Consider the following 25,183-nt stretch of genomic DNA (forward strand, 5'->3'; position numbering starts at 1 on the left):
GGTAATGGATGCTAATAGTGAAAAGAAAATCAAGGTTCTTCGCAACGGGCCTTATGAAGTGATCGGGGATATTCCCCTGAACCAATTGCGTTATGTAAACGACCGTAAAGGCGCTTCCATCGGTTATAAGGAAATACAAAAGTATGCTCCGGAAGGCGTATATCATCTGTGCCGTTGTGGCGGTTCGCATAACAAACCGTTCTGCGACGGGACGCATAAGAAAAACGGCTTTAAAGGAGATACGACCGCCAGCCATGACACATACGATGAAATGTCTGTCCTCTACGAAGGGAAGGTGATTGATATGCTGGACGCCGAAAGCCTTTGCGCCGTGGCCCGTTTCTGTGATACCCACGGTACGTCCTGGGAACAAGTGGAAGAGGGCGACTCGGCCGAAACGATTGAAATCGTGAAACAGCAATGTGCCAACTGTCCCAGCGGACGTCTCACAGCTGTCACGAAAGACGGAAAACGTATCGAACCGGAACTGCCCGAAGGCATCAGTATCCTCGAAGACGTGGCTCTCAGCGTTCACGGCCCTATCTGGGTGAAAGGCGGCATCCCGATAGAAGATGAACACGGACGGGTTTATCCTGTCCGCAACCGTGTCACTTTGTGCCGTTGCGGTTTGTCGCAGAATAAACCGTTCTGCGACGGAAAACACATGCGTAACCAGGGAGAACTGGACGATTAAAAAAATAGCTGCCGACGTTTTTCCGAAAAGGATACATGCTTTTTACCAAGAGGGTGCATGCTTTTCGGAAAAACGTTGGCAGCAATCTTTCGACCGATACCTACCGGTTAAATTTTTCCTTTGATAAACTGATTGCCGATCCAGTACGTTGCCTGTTCAGCCGTGAATTTCAGAATGCAATACTCCGGATCGTCCACCCCTTTGGGAAAGTGTTCATAGAACCAATCCACCCAGAGGGCTTTCTTTTCTTCCACATCGCTTACCACTTCGATTGTGCCGGTCAGCGTAACACTGTCGTGTCCTTCGTAGAAAGCGACTCCGGCTTTCGGGTTTTTGATAAAATCTTTTGTCTTCTCCGAGCTTGTTCCCGTTGAGAACCAGATCGTATCGATCCCTTCCGTTTTAATCTTCGACAGGACGACCGGACGCGGACAGCCCCGTTCGTCGATGGAGGCAAGGGTTAAGACTTCGCATTTATTCAGCAAATCGATCGCTTGTTGTTTGATTTTTTCCATGTTCTGATTTATTAATTTCGTTCGGCAAACATAAAGGAAACTTCCCGCTTCCTGTTGTAAAAAATCGACTTTCTTTATTCTATGTAAGTAAGCGGATCGTCTTCCGGTATCGGCAAAGCCATGAAAGCGGAGGGGTTACTCCCCGATAACTTCCTGAATTCCTTGATGAAATGGGACGGATCGTAATAGCCGCAGTCGATAGCCAATTGCTGCATATCTTCCCCCTTCATCTGTCTTAATACGCGGGTTGCATACCGGAACTTGGTGATTCTGCTGAACTCTTTGGGAGTATAGCCGGTGATGTGTTTGAACTTGCGCTCGAAATGCCGTTGCCCGATGTACAATTTGTCCGTCAATTGCTGTATGGGCAGCATCCCGTTTGCCCGGACGATCAGATCGGTAGCCCGGATGATCTGCGGGTCTACCGGCTGGAGTCCCGGCAGACGGGCGATAAGATGTCTATCTATTATATGTATGCGTTCCTGCAAAGACTCCTTTTCGCATAACATTTCTGCAAAATGATCGTCGAAAAGGACATTCAACTCGGATGCATTGACTCTCGTGTCGGTAAACTCGCCTAAAGGCATCCGGGCAAAAGCCGCCAGTCCGCAGGGAGAGAAGCGCACACCCATCATATGAAGGCGGGTAGAGCGGGTCACCAGCTCCGAGTAAACCCGCATCGGACCGACAAAATAGAAACGGTAGGGTTGCATCAGCATCTCTCCGTTCAGGGGTTGCGACGGTTCCTCGATAGAAAAGATAAAGTCCGTGCAGCCGTCGGGTAGTATCTTATAGTGCATATCGTATTCGGTTTCACCCTTGAACTCCCAGTATTTGTCAATATAGGGGGCAAGCAGTTGGCATGGAGGATATTCCTGATACATAACGGTCTACACGGTTTTATAGGTTTCGCCGGATACTCAATCCTTTTTCCAGCGTTTTTTTCGGCATACCGCAACTTTGGCAATAAATAGGGTTCATACTCTTAAATTTATTTATAAGGTTCTTAAATTAGGACAAATATAGAATTATTTTTCAGATTTAAAATAATACCTTTGGAGACTTTAAATTTTATAGACCATGGTAAATAGAAGAAATTTCCTGAAAAGTGCTTCTTTTCTAACTCTTGGAGGGTTAGTAGCCGGAAAGGCAGAAGCGTTACAGGCAGCCACTCCCGTTCGTACGGAAACGACAGCCAAAAAAAGTATCGGTTTGCAGATTTATTCTTTAGGAGGCGAGTTAACCAAAGATGTTCCTGCCGGAATGAAACAACTTAAACAGATGGGTTATTCTACCCTTGAACTGGCAGGTTACAATAATGGCAAGATCAATGGTGTCGATATGATGGAATTCAAGAAGATGGCAGAAGATGCCGGATTGAAGATCACCAGTTCCCATGTGAATCCTCCGACAGGCGAGTACACGCCGGATACCCGCAATACAATTATGGAATATTGGAAAAAGACGGCAGACGATCATGCCAAGTTAGGTGTGAAATATCTGGTTCAGCCCGGACAACCACGCACCCGTAGTGTGGAAGAGGTTGCTTATGTTTGCGATGTATTCAATGAAGCTGGAAAGATTGTCAGAGCAGCTGGTATTCCGTTCGGTTACCATAATCATGATTTTGAGTTTGCCAAAGTAGTTCCGGGAGGTACGGGAGCTGTCTTTGGTCGCCATAATAAAGGCAAAAAAATCTATGATCTTTTTTTGAAAGACACGGATCCTGATCTGGTATTTTTTGAAATGGATGTGTACTGGACGGTGATTGGGCAGAATGATCCGGTGGAATATATGAAGAAATATCCGGATCGTATTAAACTGTTGCATATTAAAGATCGCGCCATTCTGGGACAATCCGGCTTCATGAACTTTGAAATGATTTTCAAACAGGCGTATCAGATTGGAGTGAAAGAATATTACGTGGAACTGGAAGGTATGCCGGATGGTCGTACCCAGTTTGCTGGGGTGAAAGGCTGTGCTGATTATCTGTTGAAAGCAAAGTTTGTAAAGTAAGTAAAGTCTTAATTATATATAAGGTACGCATGAAAGCCAGTCTGTTGCAGGACTGGCTTTTTTGTCGGGATATAACTTCGGTCATCTGCCCGTTTGTTAAGGACTACCCGGCAGTCAGTGCCGTAAACCCTTTAGATGCTTCTCTTTTTATCATATTCCTTATTCGTATCACAGCTGTGAAACAGAGGAAATCCAACTGTGATACAAACGGAATCCATCTGTGAAACAAAAGGAACACAGTTGTGATATGCAATAGGAGTGTGGTGTGGAAAAATTCCCCATTTCCCCATTGATTCCCCACCACACTTCTGCGGTAGAGTAAAATTGGAAATGTCGTAAAATGATCTTTTATTATCTGACAACTAGTTTGTTAGTGATTGTTTTTCTATTCCTTGCTGTTTTTGGCACGTCATTTGCAGTGTAAGTAGGTGTTAGGGAAACAAACAAGTTTCCCTCTATGAATATGATGATGAAGTTTAGAATTTAGAATAAGTGTAAGTATCTATCTCCCGATATTGTTTTCTAATATGTATTAGATTAGCAAAAACTTATCGATTGATAAAAGCCGTTCCGCCTGAGAAGGTAGAACGGCTTCTTTTATTTTATAGTTGCAGGGAGTTGGATAACTTTTCAAGCCATGCAGGTAGCATGTTCAGGTGGTTGATGCGCTCTTCTATATAAGAAGGGGCGAACAGGTTTATTTGTAAATCCTTGCATTTCTCCCGCAGGTTGTCTTCTACCGGGTAATAACTGGCTAAAACGGCTAAAGAAATATCTCCGCCGTATGTTTCGCGCACCGCATCAATCTTATAAATATCATTTTGGGTGACCTGTCCTGATTTACATTCGATAAAGATTAGTTTCTGTTGGTTGTTCAGCAGTACATCTACTTCATTCTTTGTTCTTGGATTGTTTCCCTCTGTCTGAAACAGGACGCTTTGCCATACCTCAGGGCTGTTGGGACGTTTTTGGCTCCATAATCTGACTGTATGTGCTACCAGTGTTTCCCACCAGCGTCCTTTGAAAAACAGCATGCTGGCGTTCGGTGTCGTTAGCCTGAGCAACACACGGTTCTGTTGGGCAACAAGAAAAGTACCTTGCCTCTGTTTGAAACGCAGTCCGTTTTTAAAAACACGTGATGCCGGAAGGCGTGACAGCTCCCTGTTACAGAAGATGTTGAAGAACTTCTGTATCATGGTGTGCTCTTTCGGATATTGTTCGATGAACTGTTTGATCAGGCCGGAAGCCTGCACGTCGGTATCACTCAAGTGTTTGGCGTCCTGATATTCTGTCAGGATATTTCCGCTCAGTCCCAGTATCTCCTTGTTATCCAGTTGGCTTTGCATCGGGTATTTCTCAAAGCTGTCCAGTCGGATCAGTTCGCCTAATTGTGACAGATAAAAAGCTGGGACGCTGTATTCTTTTGCGATGGTGAAAGCTGCGAATGCCATTACTTTGGTACCTTCCGACAGGTTGTAGGCAAATTCGGCGGAAGGATACGTTTGGTGTATTTTGCGGCAAACGTTACGGACATGTTCTCCGTCGTATGGTTCGGTCCGGTATAATGTCCGGCGAATGCTGTCGGGAAGGAGCGGAAATAGGGGAGCTGCCACCTCTTTTGTTTCATTCGTGCAAAGCAAATGCACATGGTCGGGGCCGAATTCTTTGATTCCGTGATAAACGGAGGTTATATCTTTGCCAAGTAATATGATCTGATGTTTCATGTTTTAAATCATGTATTAATTAAGGTTCTAAATGTAGTATTAATTTCGATATAATTCATATCTTCGTTGCCTAATCAATCGCTGTATATATAGCAAATGGAAATTTTTATTATTATCGGCCTTATCTTGTTGAACGGAATTTTGTCTATGTCTGAAATTGCTCTGGTGTCTGCCCGCAAGGCCCGGCTGGAACTGGATGCAAAAAGAGGTAATAAATCAGCGCAAACAGCCTTGAAGCTGGCTGGAGAACCCGACCGGTTTTTATCAACTATCCAGATCGGAATTACGCTAATCGGTATCCTGACCGGTTTGTATTCAGGAGAGGCGTTTGCCTATAACCTGGCAGAAGTGGTGCGTCATGTGCCTGTGCTGGAGCCTTATGCACTGGGAGTATCTAAAACAATAATCGTTATAATTGTGACTTACCTGACTTTGATTATGGGTGAACTTGTTCCGAAGCGTATCGGTATGGGGTATGCCGAACGGGTTTCTATGTTGGTCGCTAAACCGATGTACTTTTTATCGAAGCTGGCTTTGCCTTTTGTCTGGTTGTTGTCGAAAAGCACTTCCCTTGTTATAAAAATTACCGGAATTAAAGCAAACGAAGAAAATAAAGTAACGGAAGAGGAGATCAAGGCAATCGTCAAAGAAGGCTTTGACGGCGGTGAAGTGCAGGAAGTGGAACAGGACATCGTGGAACGTGTATTCAACCTGGGAGACCGAAATGTCGGTTCGATCATGACACACCGGAGCGATCTGGTATGGCTGGATGTCACCGACAGTATCGAGAAGATCCGTGAAAAGGTACAGGAAAATCTGTTTAATATATATCCGGTAGCTTCCGAGAAGTTTGATAATATCAAAGGTGTTGTTTATCTGAAAGACCTGTTCGGCCGGATTGACGAACCAGATTTTTCGTTGGAAGAGGTGATACGCCCCGCCCAATACCTTCCCGAGAACCAGAGTGTGTATAATGCTTTGGAACAGTTTAAGGAAGCACGTGTTAAATATGGTATTGTTACGGATGAATTTGGAGGAATCCAGGGTATTGTAACATTGAAAGATATTATGGAAGGGTTGATCGGACAGGTTCCGGAAGTGGGAGAGGAGGCTGAGATCGTGCAGCGTGCCGATGGTTCCTGGTTGGTCGACGGACAGTATAACTTCTATGATTTTCTGGAGTATTTCGATATGGAAGATCTGTATGCCGAACACGATTATAATACATTGAGTGGTCTGATCCTGGAAATTCTTGAACGCGTTCCGAAGACCGGTGAGACGCTGACCTGGCTGACCTTTGAATTTGAAATCGTAGATATGGACGGTGCACGTATCGACAAGGTGCTGGTGAAGAAGATCGATTGATAATCTTTGTGCGAAGATTAAATAGTGGAAGGATTCAATACCTATATAGATCTGCTGGATTGTTCCGGACTAACAGACTTCTTCTATAAGAAGGGAGAAAAACGTATTCTCAAAAGAAAAGAGTTTTTTCTTCGTCAGAATGATAGTTCACTTTATGCAGGCTATGTTGAAAAAGGGGCCTTCCGCCTCACTCGTATTGGCGACAATGGTAAAGAGGCGGTGGTTGGATATTCGTTTGAGAAAGAATTTATTTGCGACTATTCCTCTTTTCTTAAAAGGACAACCTCTGTCGTTAATATTCAGGCTACAACAGAGAGTGTTGTATATGTCGTTTCGTTATCTGATTATTTGGAATATTTAAATACAGGACCAGAGGAACAACGTTTTAGGCATAAAGCAGCTGAGGCTTTGTTTGAAATGGTATATATGAGGTTGTTAGAAACTTATTGCGACACTCCCGAGCAACGTTATGTCAAGTTAATGCAGCGTTGTCCCAACCTGAAAGAGAAGGTTCCGCTAAAAGAAATTGCTTCTTTTCTGGGTGTAACCCCTGAAACCGTAAGCCATATACGAAAAAAATTGTCATACCCGGAAAAGTCTTGAAGCAATTCAAGGCTTTTCTTGTTTATAATACCTAATATTGCATCTTCGAGGATGAGGAAATCAAATGATCTGTGGAGATGAAGACTTTAAATTACCTGTTGATACTTATAGCGATAGCTGCTATTGCTGTTAGTTTTATCGTTATTGAAACTGATAACAAACTGATAGCTTTATCGACAGCATCCGTTTGTATAGCTGCTTTATTCGATAGAGGAATATATCGTATTCCCTTCTTGATAGTGGCCTTAATGTTATTAGCTGCGAGTTCTATGCATGCAGGTTATGCAATTTGATGAATATGGTTAATGGGCTGACTGTAATATTGTTAGTGCTGCTCTTGGATATAGCTGTGATCTGGAGTGTAATTCATTCTGTCCGGCAGCAGAAGTATAAATTGTTGTATATCCTGATTATCCTTCTTATTCCTATATTGGGAGTTGCAATTTATTATTTAATTAAAAAGTAGTATTAATATGAAAGCATCTAAACTTATTATGTTGCTCCTTGCATTGCATTGTATATTATATTGTAACGCACAAACGATAGAAAGAGAAAATGGCTGGTATTATATAATGGAAGGGAGGAAAGACAGTATCTCAAAAGAATCAATTATAACAGTCAAAGATTTTGCCTTTCTAAGATTGGATTCTTTCTCATACTCGGATAATAGAATGATGTATATGATTGTTGGGACTATAAACCAATCCCTAGTGAGTCGATGGGCAGACGCTACGGAAAGATCTATCGGCAAACGAATTTGTTTTGTTTTTGACAATAAAGTTATCACAGATCCGCAGGTAAATGCACGGATAGAAAGTGGTACTTTCTCTATTTCTACTTATAAAGGGTATGATCTGAAAACTATGTTTCGGCGAATCAGGGAAGAAATGGATGTAGAAGAGGAAAGAATTCACTGTTTGGAAAAAGGCGACTTAACCGATATCCTTGGATATAAGAAACTGGAAAGAGCTTTATTTGAGGAATTACAAAAGCCTAACTTTAGTAGTTGTGCCGAAGATTATATGAAATCTGAAGCATATCTGAATTATAAGACTTTCATTGGTAAAAATCCGGACTATATTGAGAGGCTGTTTCAAAGTTTTCTGTTCAAAAGTAGTCCTCAAGGATTGTATGGTTATTTGATAGACGACATAATAAAAGAGAAATATCCCGATGCTCCAAGTATCAGAGGGAATTTTAGAGAAGGGACAGGCAGCAAGGATTATGATATACTGACCTTAGAAGATTATCAAAAAACAATCCGGAAATTAATGGATATTGAGAGAAGCAAGAACAAAAGCGAGCTATCCCGTTAGGGTTTCAGCCGGACCGGCAGAACTCTTATGCGAAGCTGGTTTGAAAAGCTCCCTTCTTTTGTATTCAAAATAAGGGACTTTTGTATTCAAAACATATATGTTTTAATGACGAAACATATATGCTTTGAAAAAGCCTTCAGTATAGTTTTTTTCCCCTTACAATTCTTTGATCTTATGGAGCACCTCCATTTTTCCGAAGAGGATCAGCTTGTCATTGGCTTCCAGCACCAGATCATCGGTCAGTGGGTCGACCACATAGTATTCTGTTTGTTTCAATCCGATCAGGTTTCGTACTTCTTTGGCTCGTTCTACTCCGACCAGGCGGATACCGAAGTTCGTTTGGAAGTCGATCGTCTTTAGCGTCTGTCCGACTAAAGCTCCCGGTGTCTTTATTTTATACAAATGATGTGTTTCCGTTACCTGATACCAACGCTGGAACAGGTCGCCCAGTAAACTCTGGGAGGCATAGGTTGCTGCATAATCCTGTTCCGGACGAATGATTTCCGATACACCGATCGAGCGGATCACCGTTTCATGAATGGGAGAGATCGAACGGACGATCAACCTGCTTGCATCCAGGCTCTTCAATAAGGCGACAGTCTGTACCGACGTTCCGAAATTCTTGCCATAAGTAACGAAGATGGCATCCATTTCGCTCAACGGCAGTGTATTTAGTGCATCCCTGTCAGTCGTATCGAGGCTGACGGAGCCGGAGATCGTTTGTTTTACGGCCTCCACTTTATGCAGGTTCAGATCGACACCTATCACTTCATCGCCGATACGGGTGAGATTTTCCGCGATGGCGCGTCCCAGATTTCCTAATCCTATAACCAGAAATTTCATAAGGCATTACTTATTACATTAATATATTTTCCTGGGGATATGTGTAATCCCTCTTTTTGTACTCTCTCATAAAGCTGACCATGAATGTCAGTACCCCGATACGTCCGATTAACATCGTACAGATGATAATCAACTTCCCGGCCATGGAAAGCATAGGGGTGAAGTTCAGGCTCGATCCCACCGTACTCAAAGCCGAAACAACTTCGAATGTAAGTGTAAACACCGGTGTCCCTTCTTCCGTATAAGACAATATCCAGACAGCCAGCGAGGCAAAGATAAAATAGAAGACAATCGTTGCGAAAGCCCGGCGGATAGTGGCGGGAGATATCTCGCGTTTACGAACTTCAACCTTTTCCTTTTCACGGGAAACATTCAATGCTGTGGCAATAGCTACAAAAACGGTCGTTACTTTTAAACCGCCACCGGTCGACATCGGAGCCGCCCCGATAACCATCAGGATAAGGGTCAGCATCAGCGTTACCGGACGAAGCGCATCCATATTTGCCACGGTGAAACCGGCCGTTCGGGGTGTCACGGCACCGAGCAGCGAATCTGCCAGCTTCCCTTTCAGAGGCAGGTCGGCCAACGTATTATTCATCTCAAAGAGGAAATAAAAGAACATGCCTCCGACGATCAGGACCAGCGTACTTATTACTACTATATATGTATGGATATTGATGATACGGGGTGTATGGATATAATGTTTCTGTTGTCCGATAGCTATCATAAAAGTGTTAACGATGAAATGCCTTAGCAGTTTCAGATAATTGAAAACGATCGGGAATCCCAGGCCACCGAAGATGATTAACAGGGAAATCCATACATGCAGATTGTAGTTGTGGGCCACTATCGGATCACACATATTGCCGCTCAGTGTGGAAATACCGGCATTACAGAAGGCGGAAACCGCATGGAAGATAGCGAAGAAGATGTTATCCTGCGTAGTGGCTCCCGGCAATACGCCTCTGATATCCATATATATAAAGTAGGCCCCGATTCCTTCGATAAAGAAAGTAACGAACAGAATATTCAGGATAACGCGGAACAACCCACCGATACGGTCTTCGTTCAGCATATCTTTCAGAACCAGTTTGCTGGTGAAAGAAGAATGCCCCATGAAAGAAAGGGCAAAGAAACTGGTAAAAGTCATTACTCCGATTCCGCCGATTTGTATCAGGATCATAATAATAACGTGCCCGATATGTGTAAAAGTAGTCGCTACGTCAACCGTAGTCAGTCCCGTTACACAGACAGAGGTCGTTGCCGTAAACAGCGCATCGACAAAATGGATCGGGCGGGTTGTCGCGTTCGGCAGCATCAGCAATCCGGCTCCGATCAGGATCACAAATATGAAACTCAGCAGGAACAGCAGTGACGGCTTGATACGTGTTTGCATAAGCGTGAAAGTCTGCCGTGACAGATGGATCATACTGAGCAATAACATCAGCGTATAGACAAACAACGGCTTCGACAGGAAATCGAGGTATGGCAGTGACTGCTGAATCACCTCTCTGAAAAATACCTTTGCCGACAAAACGGCAAACAGCAGGAAGTAAATGCCGATATCCAGATATAAGAGCTTTTCCTGTATGATCTCACCGAACCGGACGATGTAGCGTAGCGTGATACCGATAAAAAATGCCAGTAAAATATAAATACGGCTCAGATATAAATGGTGTATGGTTTCGCTTGTCTGCTGGAACCCGAACTGGTAGATCAGTACGAATAAGGAAGCGATAGATGCCAGAAGAATGAGGCCTTCCGCGAATATATTCAGGATGCCTTTCATGTTCGCCCAGTACATCCGGCATGTGAACTGTATATGTTTTATGTCCATTTTCAAGTATAATCTGTGGCAAAAGTATTAATAAAAGTAGTTGGAGGACAGAATAGTTCAGAAAGTTTAGATAAAGCATGTTAAAAAGAGAAAGATCAACGGTTTATCTCAATATTGTTTTGTTTACATTATGGGGGATAAATGTTATTGTATGAGGTAAGATAGTAAATTGTCAGATAAATAAGCTGTTATAAATATTGAAAAAATGATTCTGTGTGTTTTGTATATTGGATAAATGTTTATATTTGCAACTGTTTAACGTAATATTATGGAAACACATATGGAAAATAACAAGATGCTTTACTCGCATGTGTCTGTTGATTGCGTGCTGCTGGGCGTAAACGAAGATAAACTATGCGTGCTGCTTATAGAACGGCAAATGGACAATAGCGATGAGAAACGTTACAAGCTTCCCGGAAGTCTGATTTTTGAAAATGAAGATCTGGATACGGCAGCTCATCGTGTATTTAATGAGGCTACAGGTTTGAAACGCGTTCCTTTAAAACAATTCCGCAGTTTTGGCTCTCCCTCGCGTACAAAAAACAAAGATGATATGCAGTGGCTGGAAAACGCCATGAAGCTGAAGATCGAACGGATCGTAACCGTAGCTTATCTGGCATTGAGTAAGATCGGACGGAAGTCGAACCCGACCAATAAATATAATTCACTGGCCTGGTTTCCTGTCGACGCACTGCCTTCTTTGCCGTTCGACCATAAAGAAATCATCGAGGCCGCTGTGGAGGAAATACGTGAGTGGGTTGAAAAGGAGCCATCCATCATTTTCGATTACCTGCCTTTGAAATTTACAGCCTATCAGTTGCGTCGTACGTACGAGATCATATATAATAAGGAAATGGATGTCCGTAACTTTCATAAGAAAATGGGGTCGCTGGAATATATCGTACAGACCGACGAGATCGAAACAGGAGTTGCCCACCGTGCCGCCCGCTATTATCGTTTCGACAAAGTGAAGTATAATAAGTTGCATTCGAAATTTAATAAGAATTAATCAGTAAAGATATGTATTTGTTAGGTTGTGACATAGGTAGTTCTTCTGTGAAGGCCTCGATTGTAGATGCCAGTTCGGGATTAACTATCGGGGCGGATTTCTATCCGAAAGAGGAAGCGCCTATTAAAGCTGTAAAACCCGGTTGGGCGGAACAGGAACCGGATGATTGGTGGAAGTATCTGAAAGAAGCCATTAAAGGAGCGATTGCGAAAGCCGGTATTCAGGGAACCGATATCAAAGCGATCGGTATCTCTTACCAGATGCACGGACTTGTGCTGGTCGATAAGAAAATGGAGGTGTTGCGCCCTTCTATCATCTGGTGTGACAGCCGTGCCGTACCTTATGGAGACCGTGCGTTTAAAAATATAGGGGAGAAGCAATGCTTGTCCCACCTGTTGAATTCGCCGGGTAACTTTACCGCCTCCAAACTTGCCTGGGTAAAAGAGTTTGAACCGGAGTTATTCCGTTCCGTTCATAAGTTCATGCTGCCGGGTGATTTTATCGCCATGCGGATGACAGGGGATATCGTAACAACCGTATCCGGTTTGTCGGAAGGTATCTTCTGGGACTTTAAGAACGAACAGGTTTCTGAAGACCTGATGAACTATTTCGGATTCAGCAACGACCTGATACCTGAGATACGTCCGACATTCGGTTTGCAGGGGGAACTGCTCGGTTCCGTTGCAACAGAACTGGGGTTGAAGAAAGGTACACCTGTGACTTACCGTGCCGGCGACCAGCCAAACAATGCGTTGTCGCTGAACGTTTTGAATCCGGGTGAGATTGCTGCAACAGGTGGTACTTCCGGTGTGGTGTACGGTGTAAACGGAAAAGTGAATTTCGATACCTTGTCGCGGGTAAATACCTTTGCCCATGTAAACCATTCTGCGGATCAGACAAGGTTGGGCGTATTACTTTGTATCAACGGGGTAGGCATTCTGAATTCCTGGGTGAAGAAGAATGTGGCGCCCGAAGGAATCAGTTATCCGGAGTTGAACGAACTAGCCGCCGGTATCCCTGTCGGATCGGAAGGACTGTCCATTCTGCCGTTTGGTAATGGTGCTGAACGTATGTTGCAGAATAAGCAGATCGATTGTTCGATACACGGCCTGAATTTTAATATTCATAGCAAAGCCCATATTGCCCGTGCCGCACAGGAGGGCATCGTGTTCTCTTTCAAATACGGAATGGATATCATGAACGAGATGGGAATCGATATAGATGTAATCCGTGCCGGTAGTGCCAATATGTTCCTGAGCCCGGTCTTCCGTGATACTTTGTCGGGTGTGACCGGAACGGTGATCGAGCTGTTCGATACAAACGGTGCCGTAGGTGCTGCCAAGGGAGCCGGTATCGGTGCCGGTATCTATCAGTCGGCCGAGGAAGCATTTGCCTCCTTGAAGAAGATAGATGTGATTGAACCCGACGGCCTGAAGGCGGATAAATATTGTGCAGCTTACAGCATATGGAAAGAACGGCTGGATAAGCTGATGTGTGAGAATAACATACCAATGTAATATAAATCATTAAAACAATTAATTTCATGGACTTTTATAAAGGTGAAAAAGAATTCTTCCCAGGAATAGGAAAGATTCAGTTTGAAGGACGCGATTCAAAGAATCCGATGGCATTTCATTATTATGATGAAAACAAGGTGGTAATGGGTAAAACATTGAAAGACCATCTTCGTTTTGCGATGGCTTACTGGCATACATTATGTGCCGAAGGCGGTGACCAGTTTGGCGGAGGAACAAAATCATTCCCCTGGAATGCAGCTTCCGACCCGATCAGCCGTGCCAAATATAAGATGGATGCAGCTTTCGAATTCATGACTAAATGTAGCATTCCTTATTACTGTTTCCACGATGTGGATGTGGTGGACGAAGCTCCTACACTGGTTCAGTTTGAGAAAGACTTGCAGACAATGGTGGAACATGCCAAAGGCTTGCAACAGGCAACCGGAAAGAAACTGTTATGGTCTACCGCCAACGTATTCAGTAACAAACGTTATATGAACGGTGCTGCAACCAATCCTTACTTCCCTGCACTGGCTTGTGCCGGAACACAGATTAAGAATGCTATCGACGCTTGTATCGCTTTAGGTGGCGAGAACTATGTATTCTGGGGTGGTCGTGAAGGTTATATGACCTTGCTGAATACAGATATGAAACGTGAAAAAGACCATTTGGCTATGATGCTTACCATGGCACGTGACTATGGCCGCAAGAATGGTTTCAGAGGCACGTTCCTGATCGAACCGAAACCGATGGAACCGACAAAACATCAGTACGACGTAGACTCGGAAACAGTTATCGGCTTCCTGCGCCACTATGGCCTGGATAAAGATTTCGCTTTGAATATCGAGGTGAACCACGCGACTCTGGCTGGACATACATTCGAACACGAATTGCAGGCTGCTGTGGATGCCGGCATGTTGTGCAGTATCGATGCAAACCGCGGCGACTATCAGAATGGTTGGGATACCGACCAGTTCCCGATGGATATTTACGAACTGACTCAGGCATGGCTGGTCATCCTTCAGGGTGGCGGTCTGACAACCGGAGGTACGAACTTCGACGCAAAGACTCGTCGTAACTCAACCGACCTGGATGATATCTTCCTGGCTCATATCGGTGGTATGGATGCGTTTGCCCGTGCTCTGATGTGTGCAGCCGCTATTATTGAACAGTCTGATTACACCAAGATGCGTGCCGAACGTTATGCCAGCTTCGATGGTGGCGACGGTAAAGCCTTTGAAGACGGTAAACTTACCTTGGAAGACCTGCGTACGATCGCTCTCCGCGACGGAGAACCGAAACAGATCAGCGGTAAGCAGGAGTTATATGAGATGATTCTCAATTTATATATATAATTAGTTACAAGGAGTAACTCTTTCCCCTCTGGAGAGGGGATTAAGGGGTGTGTTAAATTTAGTCCTATAACTGGCATTAACACACCCCCTGCCCCCTCTCGAGAGGGGAAAAGTTACTCTTAATCTGGTAAACATGAAAAACAACAACAGTTATATTTTTGGTATTACCCTCGTTGCTACCCTCGGAGGGTTATTATTCGGATATGACACGGCAGTTATCTCCGGAACAGTAGAATCACTACGGAAATTTTTTATTGAACCTTACGGGTTACCGCTCGACCAGGCCAATTCGCTGGAAGGGTTTGTTGTCAGCAGTGCGCTGATCGGTTGTATCCTGGGTGCCTCTTTTGCCGGATGGGTCAGCCAGCGTTACGGACGTAAGCCGACGCTGATCGTGGCGTCTATCCTTTTCTTGCTTTCGGCTATCGGTTCGGCTTGGCCCGAATTCGGTCTGGGATTACCCGGAAGCGGAGATCATACTTACATGTATTTATTTGTGGCTTACCGTATTCTTGGCGGTATTGGGGTCGGTCTGGCTTCGATGGTATCGCCGATGTACATTGCCGAAGTCGCCCCGGCAGACCGTCGTGGTAACCTGGTTTCGTGGAACCAGTTCGCTATCATCTTCGGTATGCTGGTCGTTTATTTTGTAAATTACACGATCGCTTTGCAGGGGGATGCTACGTGGCTGCACACGGAGGGCTGGAGATGGATGTTTGCTTCCGAGATTATCCCGGCTGTGCTCTTCTTTGTCCTGCTGATGTTCGTACCTGAAACACCCCGTTACCTGGTGATGCGTGGTAAGGGTGAAAAGGCATTGACCATCCTCGACCGTCTGATGGGAAGAGACGAGGCGGAGAAAGAGTTGGTGGATATAAAGAATAGTTTCAAGGAAAAGGCGCCTTCCATGCGTCCGTACTTCCGTTTTATGGGGGCGTGGCTGGTTTTGTTCCTGTTGGCTTACGGTGCATTGGAGCTGGCCGGTAATACAAGTGCGTTGGAGATCGCCCTGATCGGCAGTTTCTTCGTGTCGCTGGTGTTCCCGATCCGTTCGTTTGGCGTACTTATTATTATGGTAGGCGTCCTGTTGTCCGGATTCCAGCAGTTTGTCGGTATCAACGTGGTGCTTTATTATGCGCCGGAGATCTTTAAGACGATGGGAGCTGCTACCGATGCCGCTTTGTTGCAGCAGATTGTGGTAGGTGCCGTGAACCTGTCGTTCACTGTGCTGGCAATCTTTACGGTCGATAAGTTCGGCCGCCGTCCGTTGATGATTATCGGTGCGTTGGTGATGGCTGTTTCCATGATTATCCTGGGAACAACATTCTATACACACTCTGTCGGCATAGGCTCGTTGGTTTGTATGCTGGTGTATACAGCCGGTTTCGCTATGTCATGGGGACCTGTTTGCTGGGTGTTGCTGGCCGAGATATTCCCGAACTCGATCCGTTCGACGGTGATGAGTATTGCCGTTGCCGGACAGTGGATTGCCAACTTCCTCGTATCGTGGACTTTCCCGATGCTTGACAAGAACCAGTACCTGACGGAAACGTTTAATCATGGTGTCGCTTACTGGATTTACGGCCTGATGGGTATCCTTGCCGCTGCCTTCATTTGGAAATTCGTTCCCGAAACGAAAGGTAAGACATTGGAACAGATGGAACAATACTGGAAAAGGTAATAATGGAATGATTGATTTTCCAGCTTTCCATGTTTGTGCCTAACTAAAAAACCTTATATTTGCATTTCCAGTTAATCTTAAAAGAGAACGGAATGCATAGAAGCAAAGCAATATATATACTAGTTGGTATCGGCCTTTTACTTTCTGTTGCCCTCGGAGCAGCAGAGAGTAAGGCCGATACTCTTTTTCAGGATCATTTCGCTTCCGATCTACGTTATATCCCTGAAATGAAGGCCCGTGCAGCCGACAGTATCTATCTTCCGGAAAACAACGAAACGAAAATCCCCGATCGCGATAGCCTTCTGGCCCTTTGTGCAAAAGTCGGCTACGAAGCGATAGCGGATATGATGCAACGCTATTACGAAGAAGCCATCGACGCCGTTCCCGAAGATGCCGACCGTTACGAAGCCGTCCGCCGGATGCGCGAAACAGTCGAACGGATCGGAGGGAGCATTCTCCGGCGCGAACTGGAATACGGCGAAGCGATTGCTCTTCCCGATAATACGCCGGAAAAGCGCGATAAGAAAGTAAAGGCTTTTTATGCTCTTGCCGATAAATCTGTTGCCCGCAACGATCCTTCCATGGAAATGAGAGCGCTCATCTATATTCTTCGCAGACTGTATCTGCATGAACAGTATTACACAGCTTTTCTTTGTGCTGAACGTATCGCCAAGCGCCTGGAAGTGGTCGGCGGTGATATCGATCCCGCGGAAGAGAAAAACATCTGGTACGACCTGGGTCGCCTTTATTTCGACTTTCGCGATTACGAGATCGCTATCCCTTACCTGAAAGCGGCTTTGCAGGATACCCCTGTTCCCCGTTATTACAATCTCTATAACCTTCAGGCACGCAACGCACTGGGCCTTTATTTCCGTAATATCGGCGAACTGGATACATCCGACTATTATTTCCGTTCCATGCTGGAGTGTAAAGACCGTGTCAAGTTGCGTCCCATGTTCGACTGCATCGCGTTGAGCAACCTGGCCTCCAATTATCGCCAACGTGGTCTATACTGCGAAGCGCTTGCCTTGCATGCTGCTGCGTTGCCATTCTCGCTGGCGGAGGGTGATCATAGCTTTACCTCGGGTATCTATGTCGGGCTGGCGGACTGTTATCTGGAAACAGGCAAGCCGGATAGTTGCAAGGCAATGATCGACAGTGCCCTTTACCATATCGAACAATGGCCCTGGGTGATGTCGTACCGTTCGTGCGACCTCTATCCGGTGATGGCTCGCTATTATGCCCGCATCGGCGACCGGGAGCGTTCGATTGCTTATATGGACTCGACGACGGTAGCAAACCGTCGGCAGGACGAAAAGTACAGTGGCCTGCTGGTTCTCCGCGCCAAACAGGAGTTATTCGAGTCGGAGCGTGCCCGTAAGGAGGCGCAGCTCGTTACCTTCCGGCACGTTTCGGTCAGTATGGGTGTGACGGCGGGGGTAATCTTTGTCGCCTTGCTTGTCATCTCCGTCCTTTACAGGAAAAAGCATCAGGCTTACCGCAGGCTGGTTGCCCGTAGTCGCGAATGGGCGGAGCAGGTCCCGGCTGTCGTGCCTCCGGCAGAGGCAGATGCTACCGACAGGACCCTGATGGAAAATCTCGGCCGCCTGACCGACGAAGAGCATATCTACCTCGACCCGGATCTCGATCTCGAAACCCTGTCGCAACGCATGGGTGTTCACCGTAACATGATCTCGAAAGCTGTAAATACCGTCCACGGCAAACCATTCTCCGCATATATCAACGAATGCCGTGTTCGTCAGGCCATCCTGCTGCTTTCCGATCCGGCCAACGACAACCTTTCGCTCGAAACCATCGCCTTCGACTCCGGCTTCTCCACCCGCCAAACCTTCTACCGCGCCTTCAAGGCACAAACAGGGCTTAGCCCGGCTTCTTTCAGGAAGAATAGGGGGTAGGGAGGAAACATGGGAGTTATTGAATAACCCTGTCTTTAAAGGTGTCGAATTCGGCACCTTTTAGGAGGAAGAAGGTCAATTACCTTTGCTTATCCTGCAATTCGCGCATCACTTCATCTACGATATAGAGGTCGCCGTACAGATAAAGTCCGGTATCGGGATCATGGAAACGCTGGCAGGTATCGCTTTCGTAAAAGATGTCGAAAGCCTTTTCCGGAGAAACATTCAGCCGCTCCGAAAGACGGACGGTTATGCAACCGATACGTTGCCATAGGATAATGTCTTTTATGATATTATTGTCACTCATGATTTACTCTCCTTTCTGAATATCAGTGGTTGTCAATAATTCGGTAGCGATATAGCGCAAACAATCGTTTACCAGCGGTTGACTCAACAAACACATCTGATTATTCGGCAAATGCTGTGCCAGGCGTTCAAGAGCCACATCGGCCGTCATCAGGCCTAACAGGTAGAGATTTACCGTATCGACAACTCTGTCGTTGGCAACTCCTCCTTCAACGAAATCATATCCTTTCCAAGGTTCCAGGCCTTTACGGCTATTAGCTATAAAGTTGAGCCATGCTTCGTCATAAGCATCAAAATGAAGGCACCGATAGGTTGCACGAACGCGTTCTATATCCAACTCATAGACATTCAGTAACGGTTTTACATTACGTCCTGCGCTTTGACGTTGTGCCCAGCCGACAGCTTGTTCCCGTAAATCGGTTACGTAAAAACCCTGACCGAAATCCAGATTCGGACGTCCTGCATTACAAAGAGGTTCGGGGACTGCACAAGTTGCACCATGATAAACTTTCAGCATTTGCCATCTCCTTTCTCCTGTTGCTTCAACAGATAAAGATTAGTCCCTTTGGGGGCGGTGATACCTTGGCTGGCTTCCCAGTTGTCCAGGCTTTCAAGAATGTTTGCGGTGATATTTTCCCGGCTTTCGGTATGGATTGTATCGTAGTGCCGGAGGATATACTTGTCTATCAAGCCTACGCGTTTCATCCGTCTATACATCTCCTTGTATGTACAGCCTACCTGTTTTGCCGCCGTCTCCACACACGATGCAGCGAATCCCATGCGTATTTCTATGTCAGTCAGTTCCAGTAATCGTTCCATTAGATTTCCTTTCTTTATTTTTTGCACATACAGGTTACAATGATTTACGGTAGAATCGGTCTTGCCCAATCTGGAATCAGATCGGCATATTGTTTTACTAATTTCCCTTCTGCCAATCTGAATAGCAGCTGGGCTTCACTATAATCAATTGAGTTATCATAAACATAGGTGCGATCTACAAATTTAGATGCGATACTACAATTAGAAATAGACTTCTGATACCTGGATATAATTTTGGTAATAGGCACGTCATGCCCTCCTGCCATAATTCTATCTGCAATACGGGAAGCGTTTATTGAGGGAGAGTTTGTACATACAAAGAATAAACGAATAAAGAAACCGGCCTCCTTTGCACGCTGTATAAAATCTACTTTATCATAAACAGACAACACCGTTTCAAAAATAAGACTTTTCCGTTCTTTCAAACACTGCTCTCTCAGTTCCTCCGAATATTTAGCAGCTTTCATCACGGCTTCAACAGAATTCCAGTCACCAAACTTATCCTGAGCAATATTATCGGGATTAATGTAAATGCTGTCCTCCATCCAGTCATGTTTAATAATTCGGGATGTAATGGAAGTCTTACCAGAACCGTTAGGCCCTGCTATTATTATCAACACAGGCTTATGCATTATCCAACTTGATATTAATGGTAGAATATTTCTCTTTCTGCTCGCGGATATATTCATACATGTTCTGGAAGAAAGCCGATTTGGCTTTTTCCGATTTCTGTTTTGCTTCTTCTGCAACTTCTTTCATAAGTTGGGATAACTGTTCATCAGACGGCTCTGTTGTTATATCGGTTAAGCTGTATTTCATATCAACCGGCTGTTTTTGTGATGTCGATGCCATAGTTTGTATAATTAACGTTTACACAAAGATATAAATCCATCCGTAAAGTTTGATACGTTTATTCCTAATTATTTACTCATAGTGGAGTCTTCACTCTGAAAATTTGTTTTTCTTCCTTCAAATCCCCACTATTTTGTCGCATTTTGCAAAATGTTACAACATTCTCCCCCTTTTTCTTCACCTTGCGGCATAAAAATAAAGCACATGATAGGAATGCAACACATCGATGAGAGGAATACCGCCGTGCCCGACTGGTTCGTCGGTTATTACGATTCAGGGTATTTTTGGGTAGGTGTGGCGGTGCTGAGCCTGCTGACGGTCGTGCTGATCGTGCTGGCGTGCCGGCTCTATTACGAGATGAAAGAAGCGCAACGCATCCTCGACGAACACGAAAAGGAATAAACAAACAGAATGATCGCTAGTAATAATATTTAAAACAAATTACCATGGCAACAAAAAAGTACGTGTGGAAATTCGATCTCGAAGAGTACCTGATGACAAAAGACGTGAAGGAAGACTTCGCCGCTAAGGTGAAACCGATCCAAACTTTCTACATGGCCGACGTGGCGCGATTGATCGCTGAAGAACGCACCGAATACCGCATCGACACGATCGTGAACATCACCAAACTGGTGGAAGCGAAAATCCGCCAACTGGCTTGTGGAAACAACATCGTGATAACAGACAACGTGCAGTATGGCCCCGCCATCACCGGCCTTTTCCTCGGAAAGACAGGCCTGGTAGACCCGGCGAAGAATAAGGCCGTTATCAGCATGAACCCCACCGCCGCCATGCGCGCCGAGACCGATCTCGTAGCCCTCGAATTTTCGGGAACGGTAAGAGATATGGGCGGCGCCAAGTTCGGACTCGTGAAAGACGTGACCACCGGCAAGACCGACGGCACCATCACCCCCGGCGGTATGCTCGACGTCACCGGCTCGAAGATACGCTGTGTCGGAGCCGACGGTCTCTCGCTCGGCTCGCTCACCCTGGTCAATATGGCCGACAAGAGCGTGGCAGCCACTATCACCGTGTTCGGTATCAACGATCCCAGCCGCCTGATGTTCAACACTCCCGCTGATCTGGCCGACGGTGAATACGAGCTCACCCTCGAAACCTGGTTCAGCACCAACAACACCCAGCTCAAGCAATCGCGTACCCTTACGTATGCCCTTCCGCTGGTGGTGGGCAGCACGGGAGGCGGCGGCGAAGACGACCGTCCGGAGATCGAATAAACGCGGCCGGACGACACCCGTTCTTGTTCGATCCGATCGAACCGACCCCTTCGACCTGTTCGAACCGCCCCGTTCGATCCGATCGAACCGTTCCTTTCGACCCGGTCGAACGCTCCCTTTCGAACTCTTCGACCGCTTCCGTTCGACCCAGTCGAACGGAGCGGCCCGATCGGGTTCTTTACAGCAAACAGCCATTCCGGCAATCATAAACAAGCAATAATTACATCACTTATGAAAAACGTTATATCTTACATCTTTATAATTATAGCTCTACTGCTGCTCGGAGTAAACGGGGTGGCTGCGCAAGAAAAAGACTGTCCTTTTACGGTTAACGCCGAAGGGAATAACAAGGATATTACCTACGGTGATAAAGTACTTACCATTCGAAGTAGTGATAAGGTTACCATTACAGGAGACGGAAAAGTTACCGATTGGGGTATTGTACTAGAAAGCTTGGGGGACTACTTCAAGGTAACAATAAGAGACTTGAATATCGAAAGAAACGGAGTTCCTTTGGAAATAAAAAGAACTGCGTCCTTTTCTGCCATCAAATTAGAAGGAACGAACCGGTTTGTTTCAACAGCCGCATCCGGAAGCTCTGGGATTTTATCAGGAGATGGATTATCAATTTCAGGAGATGGAACCTTGACAGTCGAAGGAAGTCCCGGAGAGCCGGGGATAGGTGGAAACTATCTGAGTATAGTGGGTGGTATCATCCATGCCAAAGGCGGAGAAGGTGCACCCGGTATCGGGGTAAACAATCCGACTCAGGAGCGTATGCAACTTTATCTTAGAGGAGGTTCAGTGACCGCTATCGGTGGGGAAGGTGCCGTCGCTATTGATTGTGGTACAGCAACCAACCGTCCTCAAATCCAAGATGCCTTTGTTCTGGCTATTAACGGGACAGATGCCGGGAGTATTATTAGAGAAAATGACTATAAAAATGGCCTGGTCATACAGGGAAAACAATTATCCAACGGCACCATCGAGCAGACCTCTTCCACTCTGAAAGGCAACATAACATTGACAAACGATGCCGAAATCCCCGCATGGGCAACCGTGACTATTCCCGCCGGCCAGACAGTAACCATCCCCGCCGGCAAGACGCTGACCAACAACGGCACTATTGAGAATAACGGCACCCTCACCAACAACGGCACCCTCACCACCAACGGCACGTTCAAGGGTAAACTTGGTGTCAACCAACCTCTTAATATAGGGGGAAATGAGGGGTTTGATGTTACCTGTACCGATGGTGAAGTTACTTTTAACTATGAAAAAGAGAAGAAACAGCTTACCATTGACGAAACTGGATCAGGCAAAGTCTTAATCAAAGGCAGAAATAAGGATCATGCTGTCGAATGCGGGATTGTAATTGCGCAGGATGCGGATATTACACTAACAATTGAAGACTTGAATATTGAGGCTGGTGAAGCTTTGGTGTATGAGGGAGGTTACATAGACTACTCTCTTGTCCTGCAAGGAACAAATAGACTAACGTCTACCGGTGGGCCTGGGATAAACTTTAGCGGGGTTTATAATATAAACTTTAGGGGCTCCGGCTCCCTGATAGTTACAGGAGGAGACGGTGCTGTCGGTATACAGGCTGACGCTTTGGGTATCTATGAAAATGCCTTCGTGGTAGCCATCGGTGGCAAAGGTGCAACAAGCGGCATCGACATAAACAGTCCCCGCCTCAATAGCGGCCTCCTTATCCAGGGTTCGCTGCAATCCGGTGGCACCATCAAGCAGACCTCTTCCGAACTGGTAGGCAACAGCTTTACCCTGGGCGTCGACGCCGAAATCCCCGCTTGGGCAACGGTCACTATTGCCGCCGACCAAACCTTTACCATCGAAAATGGCAAGACGCTGACCAACAACGGCACTATTGAGAATAACGGCACTCTCACCACCAACGGTACCTTCACCAATAACGGCACGTTCACCAACAACGGCACCTTCAAGGGCAAACTTGGTGTCAACCAATCTCTTAATATAGGGGGAAGTGATGGGTTTGATGTTACCTGTACCTATGGTGAAGTTACTTTTAACTATGAAAAAGAGAAGGAACAGCTTACCATTGACGAAACTGGATCAGACGAAGTCTTAATCAAAGGCAGAAATAAGGATCATGCTGTCGAATGCGGGATTGTAATTGCGCAGAAGGCGGATATTACACTAACAATTGAAGACTTGAATATTGAGGCTGGTGAAGCTTTGGTGTATAATCGTACAAGTGACGGTATCAAATGGGCGTACAATCTTTTCTTACATGGAGCAAATAGACTAACGTCTACCGGTGGGCCTGGGATAAACTTAAACGGGAATTCGGTAAGCTTTTGGGGCTCCGGCTCCCTGACAGTTACAGGAGGAGACGATGCTGCCGGTATACAGGCTAGCTCTTTGTATATCAATGAAAATACCTTCGTGGTAGCCATCGGTGGCAAAGGTACAACAAGCGGCATAAGCGGTAATCCCCACCTCGATAGCGGCCTCCTTATCCAGGGTTCGCTGCAATCCGATGGCACCATCTTGCAGACCTCTTCTGGCCTGAGTGACAACTTTACCCTGGGCGGCGACGCCGAAATCCCCGCTTGGGCAACGGTCACTATTGCCGCCGACCAAACCTTTACCATCGAAAATGGCAAGACGCTGACCAACAGCGGCACTATTGAGAATAACGGCTCCCTCACCAACAGCGGCACTCTAACTAACAACGGCTCTATCTACAACAAAGGAACCCTTACAGGCAATCTTGTCAATGGTCAATTGTACCATTACATCACCTTTAATGCCAACTATCCGGTCTCCCCTGTTGTTGATGAAAGATATATCCTTCAAGGCGGTGCACTCCCGACCGATATCTTCACCCGTCCGGACTACACCTTCCTGGGTTGGTATGACGCTCCCTCTGACGGAACAAAAGTAGAAACCAGCGCTAAGCCGCAAATCCTCTATGCTCAGTGGAAGGCGGTACCTGCGCCCGAACCCGAACCCGAGCCAACGGTCTACTACACGGTCACGTTACCACTCGTAGAGGGCGTCACGACCGACCCCATGGCAGGCGATTACGACATAGAATCGTGTAGCACTTTCCGCTTCTACCTCACATTGGATGCGGACTACGACGAGTCGCAGCCCGTGGTCACCACCAGCCGTGGCGAGACGCTTCAGCCCCTCAGCTCCGACGGAGCCTACCTGGTGGAAAACGTGTGCACTGATGTGGAGATCTTCATCGACGGTATCGACAAGAACCCGCCTCCCGTTGCCAACGAACCGATCCGCGCCGCCGCCCCCGAGCCGGAGATATGGAGCGAAAACGCCTGCCTCTGCCTCTGCATCCGCCTGCCCGAAGGCCTGCCGTCGTCGCCCGTCCGCATCTTTACGCCGGAGGGTCGCCTGCTTGACAGCTTCCGTTCAGTCCCGGGACTGAACCGTCGGCAATTGCCGACGGGCATCTATATCGTCAGGGTAGACGAAACGGTGCGCAAGATAATAATCAGATAAATATTCACCTTCCACCCAACAGAAAGGAGGAAAACACAAAAGGGGGGAAAGATTGCATAGTAAAATTAATAAA

General features: G+C 46.1%; 26 protein-coding genes. 16 read left to right on the top strand and 10 right to left on the bottom strand.

The annotated features are described in order from the left end of the window. Window positions 1-4: 4 nt before the first annotated feature. Window positions 5-694 (top strand): CDGSH iron-sulfur domain-containing protein, encoded by a 690-nt coding sequence (locus tag K6V26_RS06165; RefSeq protein ID WP_224264850.1) that lies wholly within the window; start codon window positions 5-7, stop codon window positions 692-694. 107 nt (window positions 695-801) lie between these two features. Here the strand turns inward: K6V26_RS06165 and K6V26_RS06170 are convergent, their stop codons facing one another. Further along, window positions 802-1,209: a pyridoxamine 5'-phosphate oxidase family protein gene (locus K6V26_RS06170; protein WP_224264851.1), complete on the bottom strand. Its 408-nt coding sequence runs from the start codon at window positions 1,207-1,209 to the stop codon at window positions 802-804. 74 nt (window positions 1,210-1,283) lie between these two features. Beyond that, window positions 1,284-2,093, bottom strand: a complete 810-nt coding sequence (locus K6V26_RS06175) for an AraC family transcriptional regulator (protein ID WP_129699088.1) — start codon at window positions 2,091-2,093, stop codon at window positions 1,284-1,286. A 196-nt stretch (window positions 2,094-2,289) separates the two neighbouring features. Here K6V26_RS06175 and K6V26_RS06180 point away from each other — a divergent pair, with 196 nt between their 5' ends. Together K6V26_RS06180 and K6V26_RS06185 are read left to right on the top strand one after the other, a co-directional pair. Further along, entirely contained in the window at window positions 2,290-3,225 is a 936-nt protein-coding gene (locus tag K6V26_RS06180; RefSeq protein WP_224264852.1) for a sugar phosphate isomerase/epimerase family protein, read from the top strand. 29 nt (window positions 3,226-3,254) lie between these two features. Continuing rightward, the gene (locus K6V26_RS06185) at window positions 3,255-3,449 is read left to right on the top strand and encodes a hypothetical protein (RefSeq protein WP_010803720.1); all 195 of its coding nucleotides are present in this window, start codon (window positions 3,255-3,257) and stop codon (window positions 3,447-3,449) included. Between the two features lie 378 nt (window positions 3,450-3,827). Here the strand turns inward: K6V26_RS06185 and K6V26_RS06190 are convergent, their stop codons facing one another. After that, a complete protein-coding gene (locus K6V26_RS06190; protein ID WP_224264853.1) occupies window positions 3,828-4,949 on the bottom strand; it encodes a Card1-like endonuclease domain-containing protein in 1,122 nt (373 codons plus the stop codon). 96 nt (window positions 4,950-5,045) lie between these two features. Between K6V26_RS06190 and K6V26_RS06195 the strand changes: the two genes are divergently transcribed. The 5 genes from K6V26_RS06195 to K6V26_RS06215 all read left to right on the top strand — a co-directional run bounded on the left by K6V26_RS06195 (window position 5,046) and on the right by K6V26_RS06215 (window position 8,233). Beyond that, a complete protein-coding gene (locus K6V26_RS06195; protein ID WP_007653132.1) occupies window positions 5,046-6,314 on the top strand; it encodes a hemolysin family protein in 1,269 nt (422 codons plus the stop codon). 24 nt (window positions 6,315-6,338) lie between these two features. Next, window positions 6,339-6,917, top strand: coding sequence for a Crp/Fnr family transcriptional regulator (locus tag K6V26_RS06200; RefSeq protein WP_129699087.1), 579 nt, complete (start codon window positions 6,339-6,341; stop codon window positions 6,915-6,917). Window positions 6,918-6,994: 77 nt separating this feature from the next. Further along, window positions 6,995-7,210 (top strand): hypothetical protein, encoded by a 216-nt coding sequence (locus tag K6V26_RS06205; protein ID WP_007653141.1) that lies wholly within the window; start codon window positions 6,995-6,997, stop codon window positions 7,208-7,210. 5 nt (window positions 7,211-7,215) lie between these two features. Continuing rightward, the gene (locus K6V26_RS06210; RefSeq protein WP_224265813.1) at window positions 7,216-7,383 is read left to right on the top strand and encodes a PLDc N-terminal domain-containing protein; all 168 of its coding nucleotides are present in this window, start codon (window positions 7,216-7,218) and stop codon (window positions 7,381-7,383) included. 7 nt (window positions 7,384-7,390) lie between these two features. Continuing rightward, a complete protein-coding gene (locus K6V26_RS06215) occupies window positions 7,391-8,233 on the top strand; it encodes a SecDF P1 head subdomain-containing protein (RefSeq protein ID WP_122327900.1) in 843 nt (280 codons plus the stop codon). A 156-nt stretch (window positions 8,234-8,389) separates the two neighbouring features. On the opposite strand, the gene K6V26_RS06220 is transcribed toward K6V26_RS06215, so the two are convergent. Further along, complete coding sequence (locus K6V26_RS06220; RefSeq protein ID WP_007653146.1) at window positions 8,390-9,076, bottom strand: potassium channel family protein; 687 nt, start codon at window positions 9,074-9,076, stop codon at window positions 8,390-8,392. A gap of 13 nt (window positions 9,077-9,089) precedes the next feature. Beyond that, window positions 9,090-10,913, bottom strand: coding sequence for a TrkH family potassium uptake protein (locus tag K6V26_RS06225; protein WP_007653148.1), 1,824 nt, complete (start codon window positions 10,911-10,913; stop codon window positions 9,090-9,092). A gap of 268 nt (window positions 10,914-11,181) precedes the next feature. Here K6V26_RS06225 and K6V26_RS06230 point away from each other — a divergent pair, with 268 nt between their 5' ends. The 5 genes from K6V26_RS06230 (at window position 11,182) to K6V26_RS06250 (ending at window position 18,391) form a co-directional block, all read left to right on the top strand. Further along, window positions 11,182-11,922 (top strand): NUDIX hydrolase, encoded by a 741-nt coding sequence (locus K6V26_RS06230; RefSeq protein WP_007653150.1) that lies wholly within the window; start codon window positions 11,182-11,184, stop codon window positions 11,920-11,922. A gap of 11 nt (window positions 11,923-11,933) precedes the next feature. Further along, window positions 11,934-13,439 carry a xylulokinase gene (locus K6V26_RS06235; protein ID WP_224264854.1) on the top strand — a complete coding sequence of 502 codons (1,506 nt, stop codon included), beginning with the start codon at window positions 11,934-11,936 and terminating at the stop codon, window positions 13,437-13,439. 26 nt (window positions 13,440-13,465) lie between these two features. Continuing rightward, the gene (xylA, locus tag K6V26_RS06240; RefSeq protein WP_224264855.1) at window positions 13,466-14,794 is read left to right on the top strand and encodes a xylose isomerase; all 1,329 of its coding nucleotides are present in this window, start codon (window positions 13,466-13,468) and stop codon (window positions 14,792-14,794) included. Between the two features lie 133 nt (window positions 14,795-14,927). Beyond that, window positions 14,928-16,475 (top strand): D-xylose transporter XylE, encoded by a 1,548-nt coding sequence (xylE, locus tag K6V26_RS06245; RefSeq protein ID WP_224264856.1) that lies wholly within the window; start codon window positions 14,928-14,930, stop codon window positions 16,473-16,475. Between the two features lie 92 nt (window positions 16,476-16,567). After that, the gene (locus tag K6V26_RS06250; protein WP_224264857.1) at window positions 16,568-18,391 is read left to right on the top strand and encodes a helix-turn-helix domain-containing protein; all 1,824 of its coding nucleotides are present in this window, start codon (window positions 16,568-16,570) and stop codon (window positions 18,389-18,391) included. Window positions 18,392-18,470: 79 nt separating this feature from the next. On the opposite strand, the gene K6V26_RS06255 is transcribed toward K6V26_RS06250, so the two are convergent. From K6V26_RS06255 to K6V26_RS06275, 5 genes are read right to left on the bottom strand one after another with little or no spacing between them, the layout of a single operon-like run. Then, window positions 18,471-18,698: a hypothetical protein gene (locus tag K6V26_RS06255; RefSeq protein ID WP_046146778.1), complete on the bottom strand. Its 228-nt coding sequence runs from the start codon at window positions 18,696-18,698 to the stop codon at window positions 18,471-18,473. A 3-nt stretch (window positions 18,699-18,701) separates the two neighbouring features. Continuing rightward, window positions 18,702-19,214, bottom strand: coding sequence for a DUF3990 domain-containing protein (locus K6V26_RS06260; RefSeq protein WP_046146779.1), 513 nt, complete (start codon window positions 19,212-19,214; stop codon window positions 18,702-18,704). Continuing rightward, window positions 19,208-19,516, bottom strand: coding sequence for a DUF3791 domain-containing protein (locus K6V26_RS06265; protein WP_046146780.1), 309 nt, complete (start codon window positions 19,514-19,516; stop codon window positions 19,208-19,210). Before K6V26_RS06265 ends, K6V26_RS06260 begins: the two co-directional genes overlap by 7 nt. Window positions 19,517-19,560: 44 nt before the next feature. Then, window positions 19,561-20,148, bottom strand: a complete 588-nt coding sequence (locus tag K6V26_RS06270; RefSeq protein ID WP_046146781.1) for a zeta toxin family protein — start codon at window positions 20,146-20,148, stop codon at window positions 19,561-19,563. Continuing rightward, window positions 20,141-20,335, bottom strand: a complete 195-nt coding sequence (locus tag K6V26_RS06275) for a hypothetical protein (protein ID WP_148499115.1) — start codon at window positions 20,333-20,335, stop codon at window positions 20,141-20,143. Before K6V26_RS06275 ends, K6V26_RS06270 begins: the two co-directional genes overlap by 8 nt. Before the next feature lie 237 nt (window positions 20,336-20,572). On the opposite strand from K6V26_RS06275, the gene K6V26_RS06280 reads away from it, so the two are divergent. From K6V26_RS06280 to K6V26_RS06290, 3 genes are all read left to right on the top strand, one after another. Next, window positions 20,573-20,770 carry a hypothetical protein gene (locus K6V26_RS06280; RefSeq protein ID WP_007653156.1) on the top strand — a complete coding sequence of 66 codons (198 nt, stop codon included), beginning with the start codon at window positions 20,573-20,575 and terminating at the stop codon, window positions 20,768-20,770. A 44-nt stretch (window positions 20,771-20,814) separates the two neighbouring features. Then, window positions 20,815-21,603: a DUF4469 domain-containing protein gene (locus tag K6V26_RS06285; RefSeq protein WP_224264858.1), complete on the top strand. Its 789-nt coding sequence runs from the start codon at window positions 20,815-20,817 to the stop codon at window positions 21,601-21,603. A 231-nt stretch (window positions 21,604-21,834) separates the two neighbouring features. Continuing rightward, a complete protein-coding gene (locus tag K6V26_RS06290; RefSeq protein ID WP_224264859.1) occupies window positions 21,835-25,110 on the top strand; it encodes a hypothetical protein in 3,276 nt (1,091 codons plus the stop codon). Window positions 25,111-25,183: the final 73 nt, after the last annotated feature.

The sequence above is a fragment of the Parabacteroides goldsteinii genome, from assembly GCF_020091425.1.
Classification (GTDB): Bacteria; Bacteroidota; Bacteroidia; order Bacteroidales; family Tannerellaceae; genus Parabacteroides; species Parabacteroides goldsteinii.

Excerpts from the sequence above, each read along its gene's own strand:
- K6V26_RS06165 (WP_224264850.1), top strand. The coding sequence starts at position 5 with ATGGATGCTAATAGTGAAAAGAAAATCAAGGTTCTTCGCAACGGGCCT.
- K6V26_RS06250 (WP_224264857.1), top strand. The coding sequence starts at position 16,568 with ATGCATAGAAGCAAAGCAATATATATACTAGTTGGTATCGGCCTTTTA.
- K6V26_RS06255 (WP_046146778.1), bottom strand. The coding sequence starts at position 18,698 with ATGAGTGACAATAATATCATAAAAGACATTATCCTATGGCAACGTATC.
- K6V26_RS06210 (WP_224265813.1), top strand. The coding sequence starts at position 7,216 with ATGGTTAATGGGCTGACTGTAATATTGTTAGTGCTGCTCTTGGATATA.
- xylA (WP_224264855.1), top strand. The coding sequence starts at position 13,466 with ATGGACTTTTATAAAGGTGAAAAAGAATTCTTCCCAGGAATAGGAAAG.
- K6V26_RS06265 (WP_046146780.1), bottom strand. The coding sequence starts at position 19,516 with ATGGAACGATTACTGGAACTGACTGACATAGAAATACGCATGGGATTC.
- K6V26_RS06275 (WP_148499115.1), bottom strand. The coding sequence starts at position 20,335 with ATGAAATACAGCTTAACCGATATAACAACAGAGCCGTCTGATGAACAG.
- K6V26_RS06285 (WP_224264858.1), top strand. The coding sequence starts at position 20,815 with ATGGCAACAAAAAAGTACGTGTGGAAATTCGATCTCGAAGAGTACCTG.
- K6V26_RS06215 (WP_122327900.1), top strand. The coding sequence starts at position 7,391 with ATGAAAGCATCTAAACTTATTATGTTGCTCCTTGCATTGCATTGTATA.
- K6V26_RS06205 (WP_007653141.1), top strand. The coding sequence starts at position 6,995 with ATGAAGACTTTAAATTACCTGTTGATACTTATAGCGATAGCTGCTATT.
- K6V26_RS06235 (WP_224264854.1), top strand. The coding sequence starts at position 11,934 with ATGTATTTGTTAGGTTGTGACATAGGTAGTTCTTCTGTGAAGGCCTCG.
- K6V26_RS06260 (WP_046146779.1), bottom strand. The coding sequence starts at position 19,214 with ATGCTGAAAGTTTATCATGGTGCAACTTGTGCAGTCCCCGAACCTCTT.
- K6V26_RS06190 (WP_224264853.1), bottom strand. The coding sequence starts at position 4,949 with ATGAAACATCAGATCATATTACTTGGCAAAGATATAACCTCCGTTTAT.
- K6V26_RS06270 (WP_046146781.1), bottom strand. The coding sequence starts at position 20,148 with ATGCATAAGCCTGTGTTGATAATAATAGCAGGGCCTAACGGTTCTGGT.
- K6V26_RS06220 (WP_007653146.1), bottom strand. The coding sequence starts at position 9,076 with ATGAAATTTCTGGTTATAGGATTAGGAAATCTGGGACGCGCCATCGCG.
- K6V26_RS06170 (WP_224264851.1), bottom strand. The coding sequence starts at position 1,209 with ATGGAAAAAATCAAACAACAAGCGATCGATTTGCTGAATAAATGCGAA.
- K6V26_RS06225 (WP_007653148.1), bottom strand. The coding sequence starts at position 10,913 with ATGGACATAAAACATATACAGTTCACATGCCGGATGTACTGGGCGAAC.
- K6V26_RS06175 (WP_129699088.1), bottom strand. The coding sequence starts at position 2,093 with ATGTATCAGGAATATCCTCCATGCCAACTGCTTGCCCCCTATATTGAC.
- K6V26_RS06195 (WP_007653132.1), top strand. The coding sequence starts at position 5,046 with ATGGAAATTTTTATTATTATCGGCCTTATCTTGTTGAACGGAATTTTG.
- K6V26_RS06230 (WP_007653150.1), top strand. The coding sequence starts at position 11,182 with ATGGAAACACATATGGAAAATAACAAGATGCTTTACTCGCATGTGTCT.
- K6V26_RS06180 (WP_224264852.1), top strand. The coding sequence starts at position 2,290 with ATGGTAAATAGAAGAAATTTCCTGAAAAGTGCTTCTTTTCTAACTCTT.
- K6V26_RS06290 (WP_224264859.1), top strand. The coding sequence starts at position 21,835 with ATGAAAAACGTTATATCTTACATCTTTATAATTATAGCTCTACTGCTG.
- xylE (WP_224264856.1), top strand. The coding sequence starts at position 14,928 with ATGAAAAACAACAACAGTTATATTTTTGGTATTACCCTCGTTGCTACC.
- K6V26_RS06280 (WP_007653156.1), top strand. The coding sequence starts at position 20,573 with ATGATAGGAATGCAACACATCGATGAGAGGAATACCGCCGTGCCCGAC.
- K6V26_RS06185 (WP_010803720.1), top strand. The coding sequence starts at position 3,255 with ATGAAAGCCAGTCTGTTGCAGGACTGGCTTTTTTGTCGGGATATAACT.